This is a genomic window from Gaetbulibacter sp. M235, from assembly GCF_043876835.1.
Lineage (GTDB): Bacteria > Bacteroidota > Bacteroidia > Flavobacteriales > Flavobacteriaceae > Yeosuana.
On the sequence record NZ_JBAWJZ010000003.1, the window covers coordinates 24,013 to 42,881 of the forward strand.

Consider the following 18,869-nt stretch of genomic DNA (forward strand, 5'->3'; position numbering starts at 1 on the left):
AATTCTAGTTTGTAAGCTCAATAAATACTGGTGATACTTTTTTAAGTATTACACTAACACCATCGGCTTTTGCTTCAATATCAAATATTTGAATTCCAGAACCTCGTTTTGCCTTACTTAAAGCTTGCTTAGCTCTAGTATCTAACTTATTACCACTAACTTCAATAGTTGGTTGTCCTGGAACTTTAAATTTAAATCCTGTAACACGTAATGGCAATTCAAAATCAAAGTCATCAAATTTAGCTCCTATAGTTGAAATTTCAAGACTATTACGTTGCATGTTTAAAGAACCGTCTTCACCTCTAACTGTACCAGTTGGTTTAGGTAAATCCTTAATTCTGAACATAGCTTTATCACTTACGGTTTGACCATCAGGCAATTTACCATTTACATTAATGGTAACCTCTCTACCTTTAATAAGTGTAGCATCCATAATATATTTACTACCACCTGCTCTAGTTAAACCTTGTCCGCTTGCATTTACATTATTATCAGAAACTCCTGCAAATGATATGGTCATTGGGTTTTTAACTCCACGGTAAACTACATTCATTTTATCAGCAGAAATAGTAGCTGCATTAGGCTTAGGAACCGTAGCGAATGATTGTTCTACAGGAACCTCAATTTCCTCACCGTTTTCTATAAAAATTAATTGTCCACCAATTTTATGCTCACCGGCAGCACCAGCATTAACTAATAATTTCACTTTACCATCTTCAATAGCATATTCTTTTTCTGAAAGTTTTCTTCCATCTAAAGTTAATTCTACTCTGTTTGGCTTTGTTGAATTATCCTTTCTTCCTAATACAATCTGTCCATCAAATTGTTCACCATTAAAGTAAGCAGATTTAGATGTTTCTAATAAGGTTGTATATTTAGTCATAGAAACTTCACTAGTAAGTGTTCCTTTTAACATGGTTGCCATTACTTCAGATTCTGTTGTTTTAATATCAGATTGAAGTTGAGTCATTTTTGTTAAAGATGCCACTAAAGGAAATCCTTTAAAGTTATGGTCCAGCCATTCTACTTTTCCAGCACCACGTTTTACTGGTTCTGTAGCAAACTTAGCTTGCACATCTTTAATAACTGCATCCATACCTTCTTGGTTTTCTAGAACTTTAGTAACTCCATCTCTAAAAGTTGCAATTTGAGATAAAAACTCTTGACCGTCTGGTTTAATGACATCTCCTTTGAAAAAATGTTCATCAAGGTAATCACCTTTGTCCATGATTTCGTAATCACTAGGGTCATCAACCGTAGAAGTCATTTTACCTTTCAAGTCCTCTAAATAAGCATTAAAATTGCTTGCCAATTCTTTTATTTGGCTTGCCTGTCCTTTTAAAGGCTGATATTTATCAGGCTGTTCGCTTGCTTTTTGTTCTAATCCGGCCATAAAAGCATTGTTGCGTTCTGCAGCTGCTTCATTAGACTCAGTTAGCTTTTCATTCATTAATCCAAATGCCGAAAGCACTTCTTTTGACATATTTAATGCTAGCATAGCTATAAATATCAAATACATCAAGTTAATCATTTTCTGTCTGGGTGATAAATTTCCTGCTGCCATTTCTAATTATTTTTTTGGTTAATTATTAAAATTTGGGTATAAAAAACCATAATTAGTTTTTATTCATCGCAGAAAGCATTCCACCGTAAACACCGTTTAATGATGATAAATTAGATGCTAAAGATTGCATTTGTTCTTTTAATTTTGCCGCATTTTCAATTGATTCTTCATTAATAGTAGCTTGACGATTAATGCTTTCTAATTGCACTTTGTATAAACTATTTAAAGATTCCATTTGTGCAGCAGCTAATGATAATTCTTCACCATATTTTCTTGTTGCTTCAATAGAGTTTACTGCTGGTGCCATATTTTTAGCGGCTCCTTCAAAGTTTTTAATGCTGTCACCTAAACTTGCCATTAATTCGCCATCAATTTTAGCGTCTTTTAATAACTCATCTAATTTTTTTGAAAGTAGACCTTGGGCGTCTTTTGATTCTTTTTTGCTATTGGTTGATTCTCCTCCAGCTAATTCTGGATAAACTAACGACCAATCTAAATCACTATCTACAGGTTCAAATGCTGATATTGCAAAAATAATTGCTTCTGTTACTAAACCTATAGTCAACATTACGTTACCTGTTAAAGGTCCAATTTCGAAGTGAATAATTTTAAATAGTGCTCCAACAATAACGATTGATGCTCCTAATCCGTAAGCTAAATTCATAAACTTTTTACTTGCTCTTGACTGTGCCATAATTTTCGGTTTTTAATTTAAGTTAAATACTTAAGTAGGTTAATTAATAGTATAAAATTTTTGTTTAATTCTTTTTACCGTTTTTTGTTACTTGTGTCCCCATATAATCTTGAACGGTTCTAAATCCAATATAACATCTTGCAGAATCTGCATATTCATAGTCTCTTGAACTAACTTGTAAAAAATATGCAACATCTTTCCAAGATCCTCCTCTTACAACTTTACGTTGGTTGTTATTATCGTTAACACTTGGGTTTATGGTTGAAACATATTCATAAGATGAAGGATCGTAAGCAGCATTTACCCATTCTGAAACATTCCCTGCCATATTATATAAGTTATAATCGTTTGGTTCATAAGATTTTGCTTCAACAGTATATAATGCCTGGTCTGCTGCATAATCTCCTCTTACAGGTTTAAAGTTTGCCATAAAACAACCTCTATCACTTTTTGTATAATAATCTCCCCAAGGATAAGTTGCTGCTTGCAAACCTCCTCTGGCAGCATATTCCCATTCTGCTTCAGATGGTAATCTGAAAGAATTTACAAAGGCTGCTCCTTTTCTAGATTTTTGATATCCATTTTTATATAATGTTCTCCATTGACAAAATGCTTTAGCTTGTTGCCAACTAACTCCAACCACTGGATAATCACTATAGGCATCGTGCCAGAAATAATCATTATGCATTGGCTCATTATAAGAATATGAAAAATCTCTAATCCAAGTTGTTGTATCTGGATATACTTGGATTTCCTCTTTTACTAAAACGTCTTTACGTTTTAAATTTCTATTTTTAGCAGCTTTTTGAATATCCATGTAGGTGTATTGAAACTTAAATTTCTTAACATCCCAGGTACGTTGACCATTATATGATTCTTCTATTGGAAGGTACATGGTATCCATAACCTCTGTATACCATTCGTCAGGATAATCAGCTGTATCATAAATTAAATCAACATCTTTGTTTAATTTTCTACCTTCATATCCGGTTGGACCTAATCCTGTATAGTTTTCAAACATATACTTTTCGTAAACAGACATATTTGCTGTATCTGCATCTTTAAATGCAAACTCGCCAATACCACCGTCTTCAGGAACTTTTCCAATTTCGTCTGCTAAAATAGCTAGCTTAGTTCTAACAATAGAGTCTCTTACCCAATTTATAAATTGACGATACTCACTGTTAGTAATTTCAGTCTCGTCCATGTAAAAAGCTCTTACAGTAACAGTTTTTGCTGGTGCATCATTTACACCTGCTAAATCATCATCTGCCTTACCCATTATAAAAGCTCCTCCTGGAACAAGTTCCATTCCATAGGGCTTTTCTGGATGCCACTTTTTTCCTTGCACACCTACTAATTCGCCCTTATCGTTAGAGCCACAACTTACCAGTAGTGATAATAATACAGTTAATAAAACAAACTTCTTCATATCCATAGAAAACTCGAGGTTAATTACTTTATCTTTCATTTTGAGAGCGTAAACATATTTATATATTTTTTAAAAAACAACTATTTTTCAAAAAAAATTACATTTCATCGTAAAAAAACTGCTCTTTACCGATGAAATTCAACTTTTGGTCAGTATTTTCAGCTAAATACAGTTTTTTTGGAATGCTTTATACCAACGGTCTGGTACTTTATTATTACAAGCATCTAAATAATCCTGATGCATGCATGGTAATAACGTATGTCTCTTTAATTTAGTATTTATTTCACTTAAAAAAGGAATTTCAATCCACCATCTCCCTGTTTTATTACTTTTATAAAAGATTAATTCTTGATCGTCAACTAAAGTAATATATTTTTGATGATTATTCTCATCAGAAAAATTATCATCTTTAACTCTATAATTAACACCTTCTATAAAATACCAAATTATTTGAGCAACCAACATGCTTGTTATTTCATCGTCCTTTGAAACCTTATATTCATAAATTCCAAAGGAAGATACTTTGTTGCTAATTCCCGCATAACGTGAAATGGCGCAAATTTCTTTTCCATCAAAACCATTTGGCGAATACTTTTGATTTAAACTTACTTCAGCACTTTTAACAGAATTTAAATCAAGACTTACAATATTAGCATCACGTAAAACAGGTTCTACTAAAGTTATATCTTTTGAAATCTGTCCTAAACGATAGAATTCAAAGTAAAGTTTATCCATTAAATCTATTTCTTCTTGCGAATTAAAATAGGTTTGGTAACCTATTGTAGAGTAATTAAACAGGTTATACGGCCGGTCTAAAATAATTTTACCAACAAAACTATTGTTTTTTATAGGTTTTGTAGAATCTCCTAAATCAAACTTACAATCAACATTCACAATATTAACCATAGGAATTAAGGCATCGTAAGCTCTATAATTTGGATAGGTTAAATCTTGTGTGCCTCCTATTATGATAGGAATGATTTTTTTTTCAATTAAAATAGCAAGCGTAGTCTTTAATGCAAAATAGGTGTCTTCAACACTTTCACCTTTATTAATATCACCTAAATCTGCAATAATAGTGTTCCAGCTTCCTGGAAAAAGCGAATAAAATGCTTTTCTAATTTCATTTAACTGAAATTCTTCTCCTATATAATTATGATCATTCCTATTTTCTAAAACACCAATGATTGCAATATTTACGTTATCTAAATCTGGAAGACCTTTTTGTTTTGAATGTATTCGTAATTTTCTTCCTAAAGCTTGTTGTGAAAGCAATTCATTATGCGCTAAAACTAAATCTGAAACAGGAGAGAGAAAATTAAAATTCATCTATATAGTATTAATTTTTTTAAAGGTTAGATGCAATGCTCTTGTTAAACATTTTTGTTGGTCTACCAGATCAGAAAATGCGCATTTCATAAATTACTTCTTTTTTACTGCCGTTTTTTTCTTTGCAACTTTTTTCTTTGGTGCTTTTTCTTCAATAATACCTTTTACTTTTTCTAAAGTTAATTTAGACGCATCAACAGATTTATCTAATTCAATCTTAACTTTTCCTTTTAAAATAGTATATCTTCCCCAACGTGCTTTTTCAACACGTATGCCTTCTGTTTCCCAATTGTGTACTACTTTATCAATATCCTTTTGAATTTTTGTTTCAATCAATTCAATAATTTCGTCATTTGATAAATTATCCCAATCGTATTTGGAATTTACATTAATAAACATGTTGTTCCATTTAATAAATGGTCCAAAACGTCCTTTCCCTTTTTGAACAGGCAAGCTCTTGTATGTATATATTGGTGCATCGGCTTCATCTTTTTCCTTTATTAGCGCGATAGCATCTTCAAATTCAACACTTAAGGCATCAACACCTTTAGGAAGCGATACAAATTTATTACCGTACTTTACATACGGTCCAAATCGTCCATTATTTACTTCTAATTCTTCTCCTTTATAAGTTCCTAAACTTTTTGGAAGCTGAAATAATTCCATAGCTTCTTCATAGGTTATGGTATTTAATTGTTGATCTGGTGATAAGCTAGCAAATTGAGGCTTTTCATCATCATCAACGGTTCCAATTTGAACCATTGGACCAAATTTACCTAAACGAACACTAACTTGTTTTCCAGATTTTGGGTCGGTTCCAAGAATACGTTCTCCTGATTCTCTGTCTGCATTTTCTTGAACATTCTCAACTTGTGGATGAAAATCTTTATAAAAGTCTTTCATCATTTTTGTCCAATCTTCCTTTCCTTCAGCAATATCATCAAAATCTTCTTCAACCTTAGCTGTAAAATTGTAATCTAAAATATGCTCAAAATGATTAACCAAAAAGTCAGTAACAATCATTCCAATATCTGTTGGAACTAATTTTCCTTTATCAGAACCCGATTTCTCTGTTAATAACTTATCTTTTATAACACCTTTTTTTAGTGTTAACTGAGTATAATTGCGCTCTACACCATCAACACTTCCTTTTTCAACATAATTTCTATTTTGAATAGTAGAAATAGTTGGCGCATAAGTTGACGGACGCCCAATACCTAACTCTTCCAGTTGCTTAACTAAAGATGCTTCGGTATATCTATATGGTGGGCGTGTATATCGTTCTGTTGCTATAATATAATTATTATGAAGGGTTTCATTAGTTTTCATGGCAGGCAACATACCTTCTTGCTCAACATCTTCATCATCATTACCTTCTAAGTAAACTTTTAAAAATCCATCAAACGTAATAACTTCCCCATAAGCTGTAAATTGCTCTTTATGAGTTGAAGCACTGATTTTAACATTGGTTCGTTCTAATTCTGCTTCACTCATTTGTGATGCAATAGCCCGTTTCCAAATTAAATCATATAAACGCGCTTGATCTCTATCAATATCAACAGAATGCAAAGAAAAATCTGTTGGTCTTATTGCCTCATGCGCTTCTTGCGCACCTTTTGATTTCCCTGTATAATTACGTGGTTTACTGTATTTTGAACCAAAAGAACTCGTTATTTCGTTTTGGGCACCTTTTCTTGCTTCATCAGACAAGTTTACACTATCTGTTCTCATATAAGTAATCAACCCAGATTCGTAAAGGCGTTGAGCCATAGTCATTGTTTTACTTACAGAAAAATATAACTTACGAGATGCCTCTTGTTGAAGTGTTGATGTGGTAAATGGGGCTGCTGGTGATTTTTTAGCTGGTTTTTTGTCTAATTCTGCAACTTTAAATGTTGCATTAACGTTAGATTCTAAAAACTTATAAGCTTCTTGCTGTGTAGCAAAAGTTTTTGGCAATTTTGCTTTGAATGATTGCCCTGTTTCATTTGAAAATTCCGCATCAATTCTATAAGAAGCTACAGACGTAAATTCTTGGATTTCGCGTTCACGTTCAACAATTAAACGCACAGAAACAGATTGAACTCTCCCTGCAGATAAGCCTCCTTTAACCTTTCTCCAAAGCACAGGAGACAGCTCATAACCAACAATTCTATCTAAAACCCTACGCGCCTGTTGTGCATCTACTAAATGATAATCTATATCACGTGGATTTTCAATTGCTTTTTGAATAGCAGACTTAGTAATTTCATGAAATACAATACGCTTGGTTTTTGCTTTGTCTAAATTCAACGCTTCAGCCAAATGCCATGCAATAGCTTCACCTTCTCGATCCTCATCACTTGCCAACCAAACCATATCGGAGTTTTTGGCTAAATCTTTAAGTTTTTTTACTACCGCTTTTTTATCTCTTGAAACCTCATACTTTGGTTTAAAATCACCTTCTACATCAACGCCCAACTCTTTTGATGGAAGATCAGATATGTGACCAAAACTAGATTCAACTTTAAAATCTTTTCCTAAAAATTTCTCTATTGTTTTAGCCTTAGCCGGTGATTCTACAATTACTAAATTCTTCGCCATACGTCTTTTTTTGAAGGTACAAATGTATAGGAAAAAAAGTTTATGTGCCTAATTTTATGGATTATCTGTTTTTTCATTGATTAAAAACATCTAAATGATTCTAAAAAATTTGACACATTTATTATTCTATTGGTTAATCTCAATATTGTTGTTTTCTTCAAAACCAATAACTTCTTTATATATAATGTATGTAGGATGATATACAAATGGAGCTGTAAATAATACTCCCACAAAACACATAAGCATACCTACAATTTGTGCTAATATACTTGACACTATTATTAACCCAAAAACCAACAACCATTTTTTATTTCCAAGTTTAAAACTAACTTTCACTATATCGCCCACACTCATTTCTGGATTAAAAGCAAAGACCAATGTAAAAAATGATAATGGCACCATAACATAGAATATTGGTAAATAACACAACAAAGCAGCACAAATAGCAATTCCAATAGTTGCCAGCATAAGTAAAAAAGTAGTATTAAAATATTTTGCTTTAAAAAAATAAAATAAGTCTGCTGTTGCTACGGTCTCATTAAAATCTAATTTTTTCATGATTCTAAAAAATCCAGCATTTAAAACAAATGAAAGTGTTGTAAGTGCAAATACAGCAACAACAATAAATAGAATATAAAGTATTGACATCCCTTCAAAGAAACCAAAAAAAGGATCTGAATCCATATATCCATTTTCAGATTGAGCTAATATCATCGTGAATATTGGTATGTAAATAACTATAATTAATGGCAACATAATAAGAATAGTGATTATTTGTAGCAAAAAACCCTGAAGCCATGTTTTCTTAAAAAGTTCAATAGAGTCACTAAAAATAGTTCCAAAGTCTAATTGCTTCGCATTACTTATTCTTTCTAAAATATTTTCAACAGTATTCATTTTTATAATTTTTGTTTGGTTTCGTTAAAAGTAAATACTTTAACATATATATCACAATTTTAATACAATTTTACATATGACACTTTGTCAGAAAATATAATTTTATCGTATCTTTGCACACTTATTGACTTTAGTTGCTTCAATAATAATATGGAAAAGATAATAGACGAAAATAAACAAGGTGAATCCCTTGTTTTAGAACAAAAAAAAGAAAACACAAAAAAGCTATTTATTGAAAGTTATGGTTGCGCCATGAATTTTAGCGATAGCGAAATTGTTGCTTCAATTTTAGCTAACGAAGGTTATAATACGACTCAACACCTTGAAGACGCAGATTTAGTTTTAGTAAACACTTGTTCTATTAGAGATAAAGCTGAGCAAACAGTGCGCAAGCGTCTAGAAAAATACAATGCCGTAAAAAAAATTAACCCAGGAATGAAAGTGGGTGTTTTAGGCTGTATGGCAGAACGCTTAAAAAGTAAATTTCTTGAAGAAGAAAAAATAGTTGATTTAGTTGTTGGTCCTGATGCATACAAAGATTTACCAAACTTATTAAGTGAAGTTGAAGAAGGTAGAGATGCTATAAACGTTATTCTGTCTAAAGAAGAAACCTATGGCGATATTTCACCTGTAAGGTTAAACTCTAACGGTGTTACAGCTTTTGTTTCTATAACTCGCGGATGTGACAACATGTGTACTTTTTGTGTAGTTCCTTTTACAAGAGGACGTGAACGAAGTAGAGATTCTCAAAGTATTATTGAGGAAGTTAATGATTTGTGGAATAAAGGCTTTAAAGAAATAACATTACTTGGCCAAAATGTAGACAGTTACCTATGGTATGGTGGTGGATTGAAAAAAGACTTTGAGAAAGCTTCAGATTTTCAAAAAGCAACAGCAATAAATTTTTCTGACTTATTGGAAATGTGTGCTAAGGCACAACCAAAAATGAGGATTCGTTTTTCAACCTCAAACCCTCAAGATATGACTATGGATGTGGTTGAAACTATGGCTAAATACGACAATATTTGCAATTATATTCATTTGCCTGTTCAAAGTGGGAGCAATCGCATTTTAAAAGAAATGAACAGACAACACACCCGTGAAGAATATTTTGATTTGATAGACAATATCAGAAAAATCATTCCAGATTGTGGTATAAGTCAAGATATGATTGTTGGTTTTCCAACAGAAACCGAAGAAGATCATCAAGATACCTTGAGTTTAATGGAACATGTAAAATACGATTTCGGTTATATGTTTGCTTATTCTGAAAGACCAGGCACTTTGGCAGAACGCAAAATGGAAGATGATGTACCTGAAGAAACTAAAAAACGTCGTCTTGCAGAAATAGTTGAATTGCAACAAAAACATAGTCATTACAGAACAAAACAATTTGTTGGAAAAACAGTAGAAGTTTTAATCGAGAAATCTTCTAAAAAATCTGACGCGCATTGGTCAGGTAGAAACGAACAAAGCACTGTGGTTGTATTCCCCAAAGAACATTATAAAATAGGTGATTTTGTAAATGTAAAAATACATGATTGTACCAGCGCAACCCTTATAGGTGATGCTGTTGGATATTCAAAAAATAATTAATTATGGAATCTGTTCAAGTTATAAAACAACGTTTTGGTATCATAGGCAATGCACCTTCGCTTAATCGTGCTATTGAAAAAGCCATTCAAGTTGCACCAACAGATATTTCTGTATTAGTAACTGGCGAAAGTGGTGTTGGAAAAGAAAGCATTCCAAAAATAATTCATCAATTATCTCACAGAAAGCATGGTAAATATATAGCTGTAAACTGCGGAGCAATTCCTGAAGGCACCATTGACAGTGAATTGTTCGGGCATGAAAAAGGCTCTTTTACAGGTGCTACCCAAACTCGCGAAGGCTATTTTGAAGTAGCAGATGGAGGCACTATCTTTCTTGATGAAGTTGGCGAGTTGCCATTAACAACACAAGTACGTTTGTTACGTGTTTTAGAAAATGGTGAGTTTTTAAAAGTAGGTTCCAGTAAAGTTCAAAAAACAGATGTTAGAATTGTTGCTGCTACAAACGCCAACATGTTTGAAGCCATTAAAAAAGAACAATTTCGTGAAGATTTGTATTATCGTTTAAGCACTGTTGATATTCACTTGCCACCATTAAGAGACCGTCAGGAAGATATCCATTTGTTATTTAGAAAGTTTGCCAGTGATTTTGCGTTAAAATATAAAATGCCTACTATCAAGTTAACCGATAGCGCTATTGAAGTACTTTTAAAACATCGTTGGAACGGAAATATTCGTCAGTTACGAAATGTAGCCGAACAAATATCTGTGTTAGAACAAAACAGAACCATTTCTGCTGAAACTTTAAATAGTTATCTGCCTTCTTCTGGAAATAATTTACCTGCCGTTATAAAGCACACAAAATCTGATACCGACTTTAGTAGCGAACGTGAAATTCTTTACAAGGTTTTGTTTGATATGAAAAGTGACTTGAATGACTTGAAAAAGCTCACTATGGAGCTTATGAAAAAAGGCAATTCCAAAGAAGTTGAAAAGGAACATCAAGGGTTAATCCAGAAAATTTATGGCTCAAATGACGAAACAGATTATGAAGAAGCTATAGACGAACCAGAAGTTTTATCAATTCAGGAGCACAAAAATATTCCTCAAGAAATTACACCTAGCACAGACAAATATCACTTTGCCGAAGAGATTGAGGAAGAAGAGACACTTTCTCTGCACGATAAAGAATTAGAATTAATTAAAAAATCACTTGAACGTCACAGCGGAAAACGTAAATTAGCAGCTGAAGAACTTGGTATTAGTGAACGCACATTATACCGTAAGATTAAACAATATGATTTGTAACTTTAAGTTTAATTAAAATATTGAATTTTATAGGAGTCATAATGCATTTAACAAATTTAAACAGATGAAAGCAACCCATTATATTGTTTTATTTTTAACATCAATCATCATGTTAAGTTGTGGTGCATATTCATTTACAGGAGCATCTATTTCTTCCGATACCAAAACATTTCAGGTTAATTATTTTCAAAATAATGCTTTATTGGTAGAACCAGGGTTGGATAGAGATTTCACCAATGCCTTGATCGATTTATTGCAAAACCAAACCAATTTAAGTCTTGTAAAATCCAATGGTGACTTGGTTTATGAAGGAGAAATTACACAATACAGAATTTCGCCTACTACAGCAACCTCATCAAATACAGCTGCCCAAAACAGACTAACAATAGGCGTTAAAGTTCATTTTTACAATAAGCTCGATGAAGAAGCAGAATTTGACCAAAACTTCTCTTTCTATTATGATTATGCTGGAAATGCACAACTTGTAGGTGGTGTTAAAGATTCAGCCATTGCTGAAATTTTTGAACGTATCACTCAAGATATTTTCAATGCTTCGTTAGCTAAATGGTAAAAAAGCGCACAGTTTAAAATTAAAAAAACAAACTTTTGAACAATAAAAATTTCACATATTTACTTCAAAACCCAGAAGCAGTTACTCAAAAAGAAACTGAAGATGTGAAATCAATAGTTAATGAATTTCCCTATTTTCAATCAGCAAGAGCCATCTATCTTAAAGGCTTAAAAAATCAAGAAAGTTTTATATACAATCAAGAACTTAAAACAACTGCTGCATACACTACCGATAGAAGTATTTTATTTGATTTTATAACTTCTGACGTTTTTAATCAAAATGAAATTTCTCAATTCATAAAAATAAACAGCGAGCACATACAGGACTTAGATGTTACAGTTGAAGACATCTCTATCAATAAAAAAGTGATGATAGATGAAACATCTCAACAAGACATAAAAAACAGTTTAGAATCGTTAAATCCGTCACTTTTTCAACCAAAATTTGAACGTCAAAAATTAGCCAATTTTTCTTTAGATGAGTCTGAAATTATTGAACCTGTTACTCCAAAAACAAAAACTCAAGAAGTTTCAGCTGAAGACATTTTACATTTAGGCAGGCCATTGCAATTTGATAAAAGAGAAACACATTCGTTTAATGAATGGTTAAAACTTGCAAGTTTTAAAACTATTAAACGTGATGAAACTATTAAAAAGGTAGAACCAAAAACTGAAGATGCTTCACAATTAGAACGAAACAAAAAATTTGATTTAATTGATGAATTTATTGCAAAAAACCCGAAAATAAATCCTGTTAAAACTAGTGGTTCAACATTCAATTTGTCAAAAGCACAATTGATACAACCAGAAGAGTTAATGACAGAAACATTAGCGCGCATTTACGTAGAACAAAAAAACTATAAAAAAGCAATTCAATCTTATAAGATATTAAGTTTGAAATATCCAGAAAAAAGTAGTTTCTTTGCAATCCAAATTAAAGCAGTAGAACAATTACAAGAACAAAACAATAAAGAATAATGAGTACGTTTACAATATTTTTAGCATTAATTGTTGTAGTAGCATTTTTACTAATAGTAGTAATTATGGTTCAAAACCCTAAAGGTGGTGGATTATCATCTTCTTTTGGTGGTGGTGGAACACAACAATTAGGTGGCGTTAAAAAAACAACCGACTTTTTAGATAAAAGCACATGGACTTTAGCCACACTATTATTAGCATTAATACTATTATCAAATGTAGCTATTAATAGAGGAACAACTGAAGCAGATTCAAAAGCATTAGATGCTGAGGAAACTACTACATCATTGCCTGCACCAGTAAAAACAACAACTGATGCAGCTACAACTACAGTAAAAGATTCTGTAAAGTAATTATCTGAAAATAAAATTAAAAAATGCCAACTTAATAAGTTGGCATTTTTTATTACTGCAAGTTTGTCAGTAGTAGGTTAATGGCACAATTTTAGAAAGACATAACTTCGTTAAACAAAATTTAATTAATTAAAATTATATAACAAATGGCATTAAACATTAAACCATTAGCAGACCGAGTTCTTATTGAACCTGCTGAAGCTGAAACAAAAACAGCATCGGGAATTATCATTCCAGATAACGCTAAAGAAAAACCACAAAGAGGAAAAGTTGTTGCTGCTGGCAAAGGCACTAAAGACGAGCCTATTACTGTGAAAGTTGGCGATACTGTTTTATATGGTAAATATGCTGGAACAGAACTAAAACTAGATGGAAAAGATTATTTAATCATGCGCGAAAGCGACATATTAGCAATTATTTAATAAGTTACAAATTATGGCAAAAGATATAAAATTTGATATTGACGCACGTGATGGTTTAAAACGTGGTGTAGATGCATTAGCAAATGCAGTTAAAGTAACCTTAGGACCAAAAGGAAGAAACGTTATTATTAGCAAATCATTTGGTGCTCCTCAAGTTACAAAAGATGGTGTTACAGTAGCTAAGGAAATTGAACTTAAAGATGCTCTTGAAAATATGGGAGCTCAAATGGTTAAAGAAGTTGCTTCAAAAACCAATGATTTAGCTGGCGACGGTACAACTACTGCAACCGTTTTAGCACAAGCTATTGTAAAAGAAGGTTTAAAAAACGTGGCTGCGGGTGCAAATCCAATGGATTTAAAGCGTGGTATAGACAAAGCCGTTGAAGCTATTGTTAAAGATTTAGAAAAACAAGCTAAAAAAGTTGGCAATTCATCAGAAATGATCAAACAAGTTGCTTCAATTTCAGCTAATAACGATGACACTATTGGCGATTTAATCGCTAAAGCATTCAGCAAAGTAGGAAAAGAAGGTGTTATTACTGTTGAAGAAGCTAAAGGTATGGACACATATGTTGATGTTGTGGAAGGTATGCAGTTTGACAGAGGTTATTTGTCTCCTTATTTTGTAACAGATGCAGATAAAATGATAGCCGATTTAGAAAATCCATACATTTTATTATTCGATAAAAAGATTTCAAACTTACAAGAAATACTTCCAATATTAGAACCGGTTGCACAATCAGGAAGACCTTTATTAATTATTGCTGAAGATGTTGATGGACAAGCATTAGCAACTTTAGTAGTAAATAAATTACGTGGCGGATTAAAAATTGCTGCTGTAAAAGCTCCAGGTTTTGGAGACAGACGTAAAGCCATGTTAGAAGATATTGCCATTTTAACTGGTGGTACCGTAATTTCAGAAGAAAGAGGATTTACTCTTGAAAACGCTGACATTACTATGTTAGGTACAGCTGAAACTGTAACTGTAGATAAAGACAATACAACTATTGTTAATGGTGCTGGCAAAGCAGATGACATTAAAGCAAGAGTTAATCAAATAAAAGCACAAATTGAAACCACTACAAGTGATTACGATAAAGAAAAACTGCAAGAACGTTTAGCTAAATTGGCTGGCGGTGTTGCTGTTCTTTATGTTGGAGCTGCTAGTGAAGTTGAAATGAAAGAGAAAAAAGATCGTGTTGATGATGCCTTACATGCTACGAGAGCTGCCGTTGAAGAAGGTATTGTTGCTGGTGGTGGTGTTGCATTAGTTAGAGCTAAATCAGTTTTAGAAAAGATCACTACCGAAAATCTTGACGAAGTAACTGGTATTCAAATTGTAGCACGTGCTATTGAGTCACCTTTACGCACTATTGTAGAAAATGCTGGTGGAGAAGGTAGTGTGGTTGTTTCAAAAGTAATGGAAGGCAAAGGTTCTTTTGGTTATGATGCCAAAACAGAAACTTATGTAGATATGTTGAAAGCAGGTATCATTGACCCTAAAAAAGTAACTCGTATTGCATTAGAAAATGCAGCATCTGTTGCTGGCATGATTTTAACTACCGAGTGCGCTTTAATTGATATTAAAGAAGATGCTCCAGCTATGCCAGGTGGTATGGGTGGTGGTATGCCGGGAATGATGTAAGTCGGAGAATCTCGATGCATAAATATAAAAAACGCTTCAATTAATTTTGAAGCGTTTTTTTAAACTTTAATTCATTGAACAATGATTAAAAAACCACTTTCCTCAGGCGGAAAGCGGTTGCTAATTGAGTTTTGATTAGCTAGTTCATTGTATTTGAGCAGAAAGCCAATGATATTGACAACCGTTCAAACATCTTGTTAAAATGACCGCCCACAAAGGTTTCAAAAGTATAGTCAATGCCATAATAATTGAGCTTGTCAATCAAATAAGAATAAGCCAATCCGGTACCCAACTCATCATAAATGCCAACATCAAAATAGATACCTTTTAATGATTTGAATTCGTCAACATGTGTATCCAATAATGTAAATACATCTTGTTGATACCAACGTGCAACAACATCAGAAATAACACCCCCTGAAGGCCATTCAAAAGGCAAGTCTACATAAAAAGGTGGATTATTGAGATTGGGTGACCAAGCGGCACTCATGGCATATCCTGCGCTTGTCAAGAATTTTGCAGGATCAGGACCTGTAAATCCATCAGGATTTTCGGCAATTACAACAGGGGCTAAAGAAAGTACGGCATCAACCAATAATAATCCGCTATGGCTAGCAACAGTACCAAATACGTCAGGGTGTAACATGCCAAATTTAAAGGCAGCATAACCTCCTTGTGAATATCCTATAACGGCTCGTCCAGACGCATTAGGTATCGTTCTATAATTGGTGTCCATATAATTTACTAGGTCATTCACAATATAGTCTTCAAAATTACCATTCAAAATAGAATTGGAATAAAAACTGAAACCATAAGGTTCACTTCTAGCATCGGGCATTACAATAATCATAGGTTCTATTGTTCCTTCATCAATCAAGTTGTCTAACCATTCCCTAAAACTTTCGGTTGGAAAATCGGGATATTCCTTAAAGAGGCCTTCAGGATTAACCCATTCATCCCAGGTCCTCTTATCGATAAATGATTTTTCTGAAAATGGCAAACCATGTAACAAGTAAACCACTGGGTATTCTCGTGTACCATATTTATCATAGCTAGGAGGAGTATATACCTGCATTTTCCTAACATTTGAATTACCTATCACATTATCGGAAAGTGCCTCACTTATAAATACATTGTTTTGAAGTTTACTCTTGTGAATATCTTTATTGATATCCATTTTGAGATTACTTTCTTGAATACTAGATTCAATGGGGTCATGTTCGCAGCTCCAAAATGTCATTGCGGCTACAAGAAATAAAGAAAAAAATTTTATCGTTTTCATAATTGAAAATTTAAAGATTACCAATGCTTGCATTACGAGTCCACTTTCTTTTTGGCTGGTTGATAATAAAGATTTTTAAAATGGAGCTTCGTTAATTTTCAAAGGTTAAATTAACATGTGAATTTTATTTGTGCTTGTCTGCCAGTATCAAATATTTTGCTGTGCGTCCCAAAAAATAATGAAGTAGATAATGTGTAAGTTGAGAAGCTTTAAATTTTGACTTTGCTTGGGGTATAGCCAAATTCTTTTGTAAAAACCCTACTAAAATGAGCAAGGTTTTTAAAACCGGTATCGTAAGCTACTTCAGAAACGTTGAGGTCGGTTGTAAGCAATAATTCTTTAGCTTTTTTAAGCTTTAGGGTTTGGATAAAATGATAGACCGTAGTATCGGTCAATGCTGCAAATTTACGATAGAGCTGGGAACGGCTCATAGCCAAGGATCGGCACAATTCTCCAATTCCAAATTCTTCATCGCTAAGGTGTGCTACAAGGACTTCACGTACTTTTCGTATAAATTTATCTTCCCTGCTAAATTGTGGATTATCTATGGTCACAACTGATGAATTATGATGGGTTAAAGCCTTATAACGAAACTGGAGGGTTTTGCGCAAAGTAATGAGTTTTTCTATCCGTATAAACAGTTCATCATGATTAAAAGGTTTGGATAAGTACACATCCGCACCCGTTTTTAAACCTTCCATACGAGAATCCATATCAGATCGAGCAGTAAGGAGCACAATAGGAATATGACTTGTTCTTATATCTTGCTTTAATTGTTTACACAAGGAAAAACCATCCATTACTGGCATCATAACATCGCTTATTACTAAATCGGGGATGATGTTCAATGCTTTTTCAAAACCCTCATATCCGTTGTGAGCAGCTTCTATATTATAGGTATGTGAAAGCAACGAATGAAGGTAGTGTATAACATCAGCGTTGTCTTCAACAATAAGTATTTTAAGCTTATGGTTTGCAATTATTTGTGTGCCTTCACATTCGGGATCTATTGTGGCTGTACTTATTTTAGTATGAGGTATTTCATCAGCTAATGGCAATTGTATTTCCTTGGCCTGATTGGTAATGGGGATTTGAATGATAAATGAAGAACCTTTGTTAAGATTGCTATCAATACTAACGGTTCCATTGAGGAGCTTCACCAGCTCTTTTGTTAAAGCCAAACCTAATCCTGAACCTTCCTGAAGTTTTTCCAGTTGGTTTTTAGCCTGAAAATACCGATCAAATACCCTGTGAAGTTGGTCTTTTGGGATGCCAATACCCGTATCCTTAACGATTAATTCAAGTTTGTTTTTATCAATGATATGAAGCGATGTTTTTACCAATCCACCCTTAGGCGTAAATTTGACAGCATTGGATATGAGGTTTGAAATGATATCACGAATCTTATCAGGATCAAAATCCATTATAATCTCTTTAGGCTCTGTTGAGAACAAGAGGCGAATATTTTTAACTTCTGCAAGCGAATGAAAAGATTCCATCAGATATTGAATATATAACGCGATATTATCCTGAATTAAGTTTAGCGGCATAGAATGGGCTTCCAATTTTGAAAGATCCAACAATTGGTTGGTCAGATTGATAAGGTTGTTGCTGTTTCGCTTTATAATACTATGGCCTTCATTTAACCATTTTGAAGGGTTATTTTTCATTTGATCGGCCATACCAGTAATGATGCTCAATGGTGTCCTGAATTCATGGGTGATATGTGTATAAAATTTGGTTTTTATATCATCGAGCTCTTCCATGCGGGTTTTTTCGTCATTTTTAACTTTTTCCAGTTGAGTAGTAAAGTAATAAAGTGAAAAGAACACAAAGGTCACTCCTATAATAAAACCAAGAAAATAATGTGAAACCAAAAAATCCAAGGAATCGTATGGGTTTAAAAGTGTGGCACTTATCATTGATGTTGCAAAGAGAATAAAAATAAATACGGCTCTTTTTTTATTGGGGAAAGTCAGTGCAAAAACGGGAGCGATAAAACCAACAAAAAGCGGGGTTAATGTATTGAGCATTCCTCCCATTAGGTAAACTTTTATAGAGGTAATTATAACTACTGCGAGTTGGGTAAAAAACGCATAATTTTCAATTTGTTTTTTGTAAAAATGAAAAACGAGAGGAGGAACAGTAAAAATGAGTACAAACAATATATTCATAATATTCACCACATAACTCATTTTACCCATGAGGTAGATGGCGAAGAGGAGAAAAGGCAATCCTACAACATTCATTAACCACCAT

Annotated in this window: 15 protein-coding genes; 7 read left to right on the plus strand and 8 right to left on the minus strand. The window is 33.1% G+C overall.

The window, feature by feature from the left end:
* Nucleotides 1–4: 4 nt before the first annotated feature.
* The 6 genes from gldM to V8G69_RS05450 form a co-directional block, all read right to left on the minus strand.
* Nucleotides 5–1,564 (minus strand): gliding motility protein GldM, encoded by a 1,560-nt coding sequence (gene gldM / locus V8G69_RS05425; RefSeq protein ID WP_394880803.1) that lies wholly within the window; start codon nt 1,562–1,564, stop codon nt 5–7.
* Nucleotides 1,565–1,616: 52 nt separating this feature from the next.
* The gene (gene gldL, locus V8G69_RS05430; RefSeq protein WP_394880804.1) at nt 1,617–2,258 is read right to left on the minus strand and encodes a gliding motility protein GldL; all 642 of its coding nucleotides are present in this window, start codon (nt 2,256–2,258) and stop codon (nt 1,617–1,619) included.
* A gap of 64 nt (nt 2,259–2,322) precedes the next feature.
* The gene (gldK, locus tag V8G69_RS05435) at nt 2,323–3,696 is read right to left on the minus strand and encodes a gliding motility lipoprotein GldK (RefSeq protein ID WP_394881191.1); all 1,374 of its coding nucleotides are present in this window, start codon (nt 3,694–3,696) and stop codon (nt 2,323–2,325) included.
* Between the two features lie 156 nt (nt 3,697–3,852).
* Entirely contained in the window at nt 3,853–5,019 is a 1,167-nt protein-coding gene (locus tag V8G69_RS05440) for a formimidoylglutamase (RefSeq protein ID WP_394880805.1), read from the minus strand.
* 93 nt (nt 5,020–5,112) lie between these two features.
* On the minus strand, nt 5,113–7,602 hold the full coding sequence (gene topA, locus V8G69_RS05445) for a type I DNA topoisomerase (RefSeq protein WP_394880806.1): 2,490 nt from the start codon (nt 7,600–7,602) through the stop codon (nt 5,113–5,115).
* Between the two features lie 126 nt (nt 7,603–7,728).
* Nucleotides 7,729–8,499, minus strand: coding sequence for a hypothetical protein (locus V8G69_RS05450; protein WP_394880807.1), 771 nt, complete (start codon nt 8,497–8,499; stop codon nt 7,729–7,731).
* A gap of 150 nt (nt 8,500–8,649) precedes the next feature.
* Here V8G69_RS05450 and miaB point away from each other — a divergent pair, with 150 nt between their 5' ends.
* The 7 genes from miaB (at nt 8,650) to groL (ending at nt 15,328) form a co-directional block, all read left to right on the plus strand.
* Nucleotides 8,650–10,095 carry a tRNA (N6-isopentenyl adenosine(37)-C2)-methylthiotransferase MiaB gene (gene miaB / locus V8G69_RS05455; RefSeq protein ID WP_394880808.1) on the plus strand — a complete coding sequence of 482 codons (1,446 nt, stop codon included), beginning with the start codon at nt 8,650–8,652 and terminating at the stop codon, nt 10,093–10,095.
* 2 nt (nt 10,096–10,097) lie between these two features.
* A complete protein-coding gene (locus V8G69_RS05460) occupies nt 10,098–11,360 on the plus strand; it encodes a sigma-54 interaction domain-containing protein (RefSeq protein WP_394880809.1) in 1,263 nt (420 codons plus the stop codon).
* A 64-nt stretch (nt 11,361–11,424) separates the two neighbouring features.
* A complete protein-coding gene (locus V8G69_RS05465) occupies nt 11,425–11,931 on the plus strand; it encodes an LptE family protein (protein ID WP_394880810.1) in 507 nt (168 codons plus the stop codon).
* Between the two features lie 35 nt (nt 11,932–11,966).
* Nucleotides 11,967–12,908: a hypothetical protein gene (locus V8G69_RS05470; RefSeq protein ID WP_394880811.1), complete on the plus strand. Its 942-nt coding sequence runs from the start codon at nt 11,967–11,969 to the stop codon at nt 12,906–12,908.
* Nucleotides 12,908–13,261 (plus strand): preprotein translocase subunit SecG, encoded by a 354-nt coding sequence (secG, locus tag V8G69_RS05475; RefSeq protein WP_394880812.1) that lies wholly within the window; start codon nt 12,908–12,910, stop codon nt 13,259–13,261. The genes V8G69_RS05470 and secG overlap by 1 nt, the downstream gene beginning before the upstream one ends.
* 146 nt (nt 13,262–13,407) lie before the next feature.
* Nucleotides 13,408–13,683: a co-chaperone GroES gene (gene groES, locus V8G69_RS05480; protein ID WP_394880813.1), complete on the plus strand. Its 276-nt coding sequence runs from the start codon at nt 13,408–13,410 to the stop codon at nt 13,681–13,683.
* A 13-nt stretch (nt 13,684–13,696) separates the two neighbouring features.
* Nucleotides 13,697–15,328, plus strand: a complete 1,632-nt coding sequence (gene groL / locus V8G69_RS05485) for a chaperonin GroEL (RefSeq protein ID WP_394880814.1) — start codon at nt 13,697–13,699, stop codon at nt 15,326–15,328.
* A 139-nt stretch (nt 15,329–15,467) separates the two neighbouring features.
* Here the strand turns inward: groL and V8G69_RS05490 are convergent, their stop codons facing one another.
* Entirely contained in the window at nt 15,468–16,610 is a 1,143-nt protein-coding gene (locus V8G69_RS05490) for an alpha/beta hydrolase-fold protein (RefSeq protein WP_394880815.1), read from the minus strand.
* Nucleotides 16,611–16,819: 209 nt separating this feature from the next.
* Nucleotides 16,820–18,859 carry an ATP-binding protein gene (locus tag V8G69_RS05495; protein WP_394880816.1) on the minus strand — a complete coding sequence of 680 codons (2,040 nt, stop codon included), beginning with the start codon at nt 18,857–18,859 and terminating at the stop codon, nt 16,820–16,822.
* Nucleotides 18,860–18,869 lie beyond the last annotated feature (10 nt).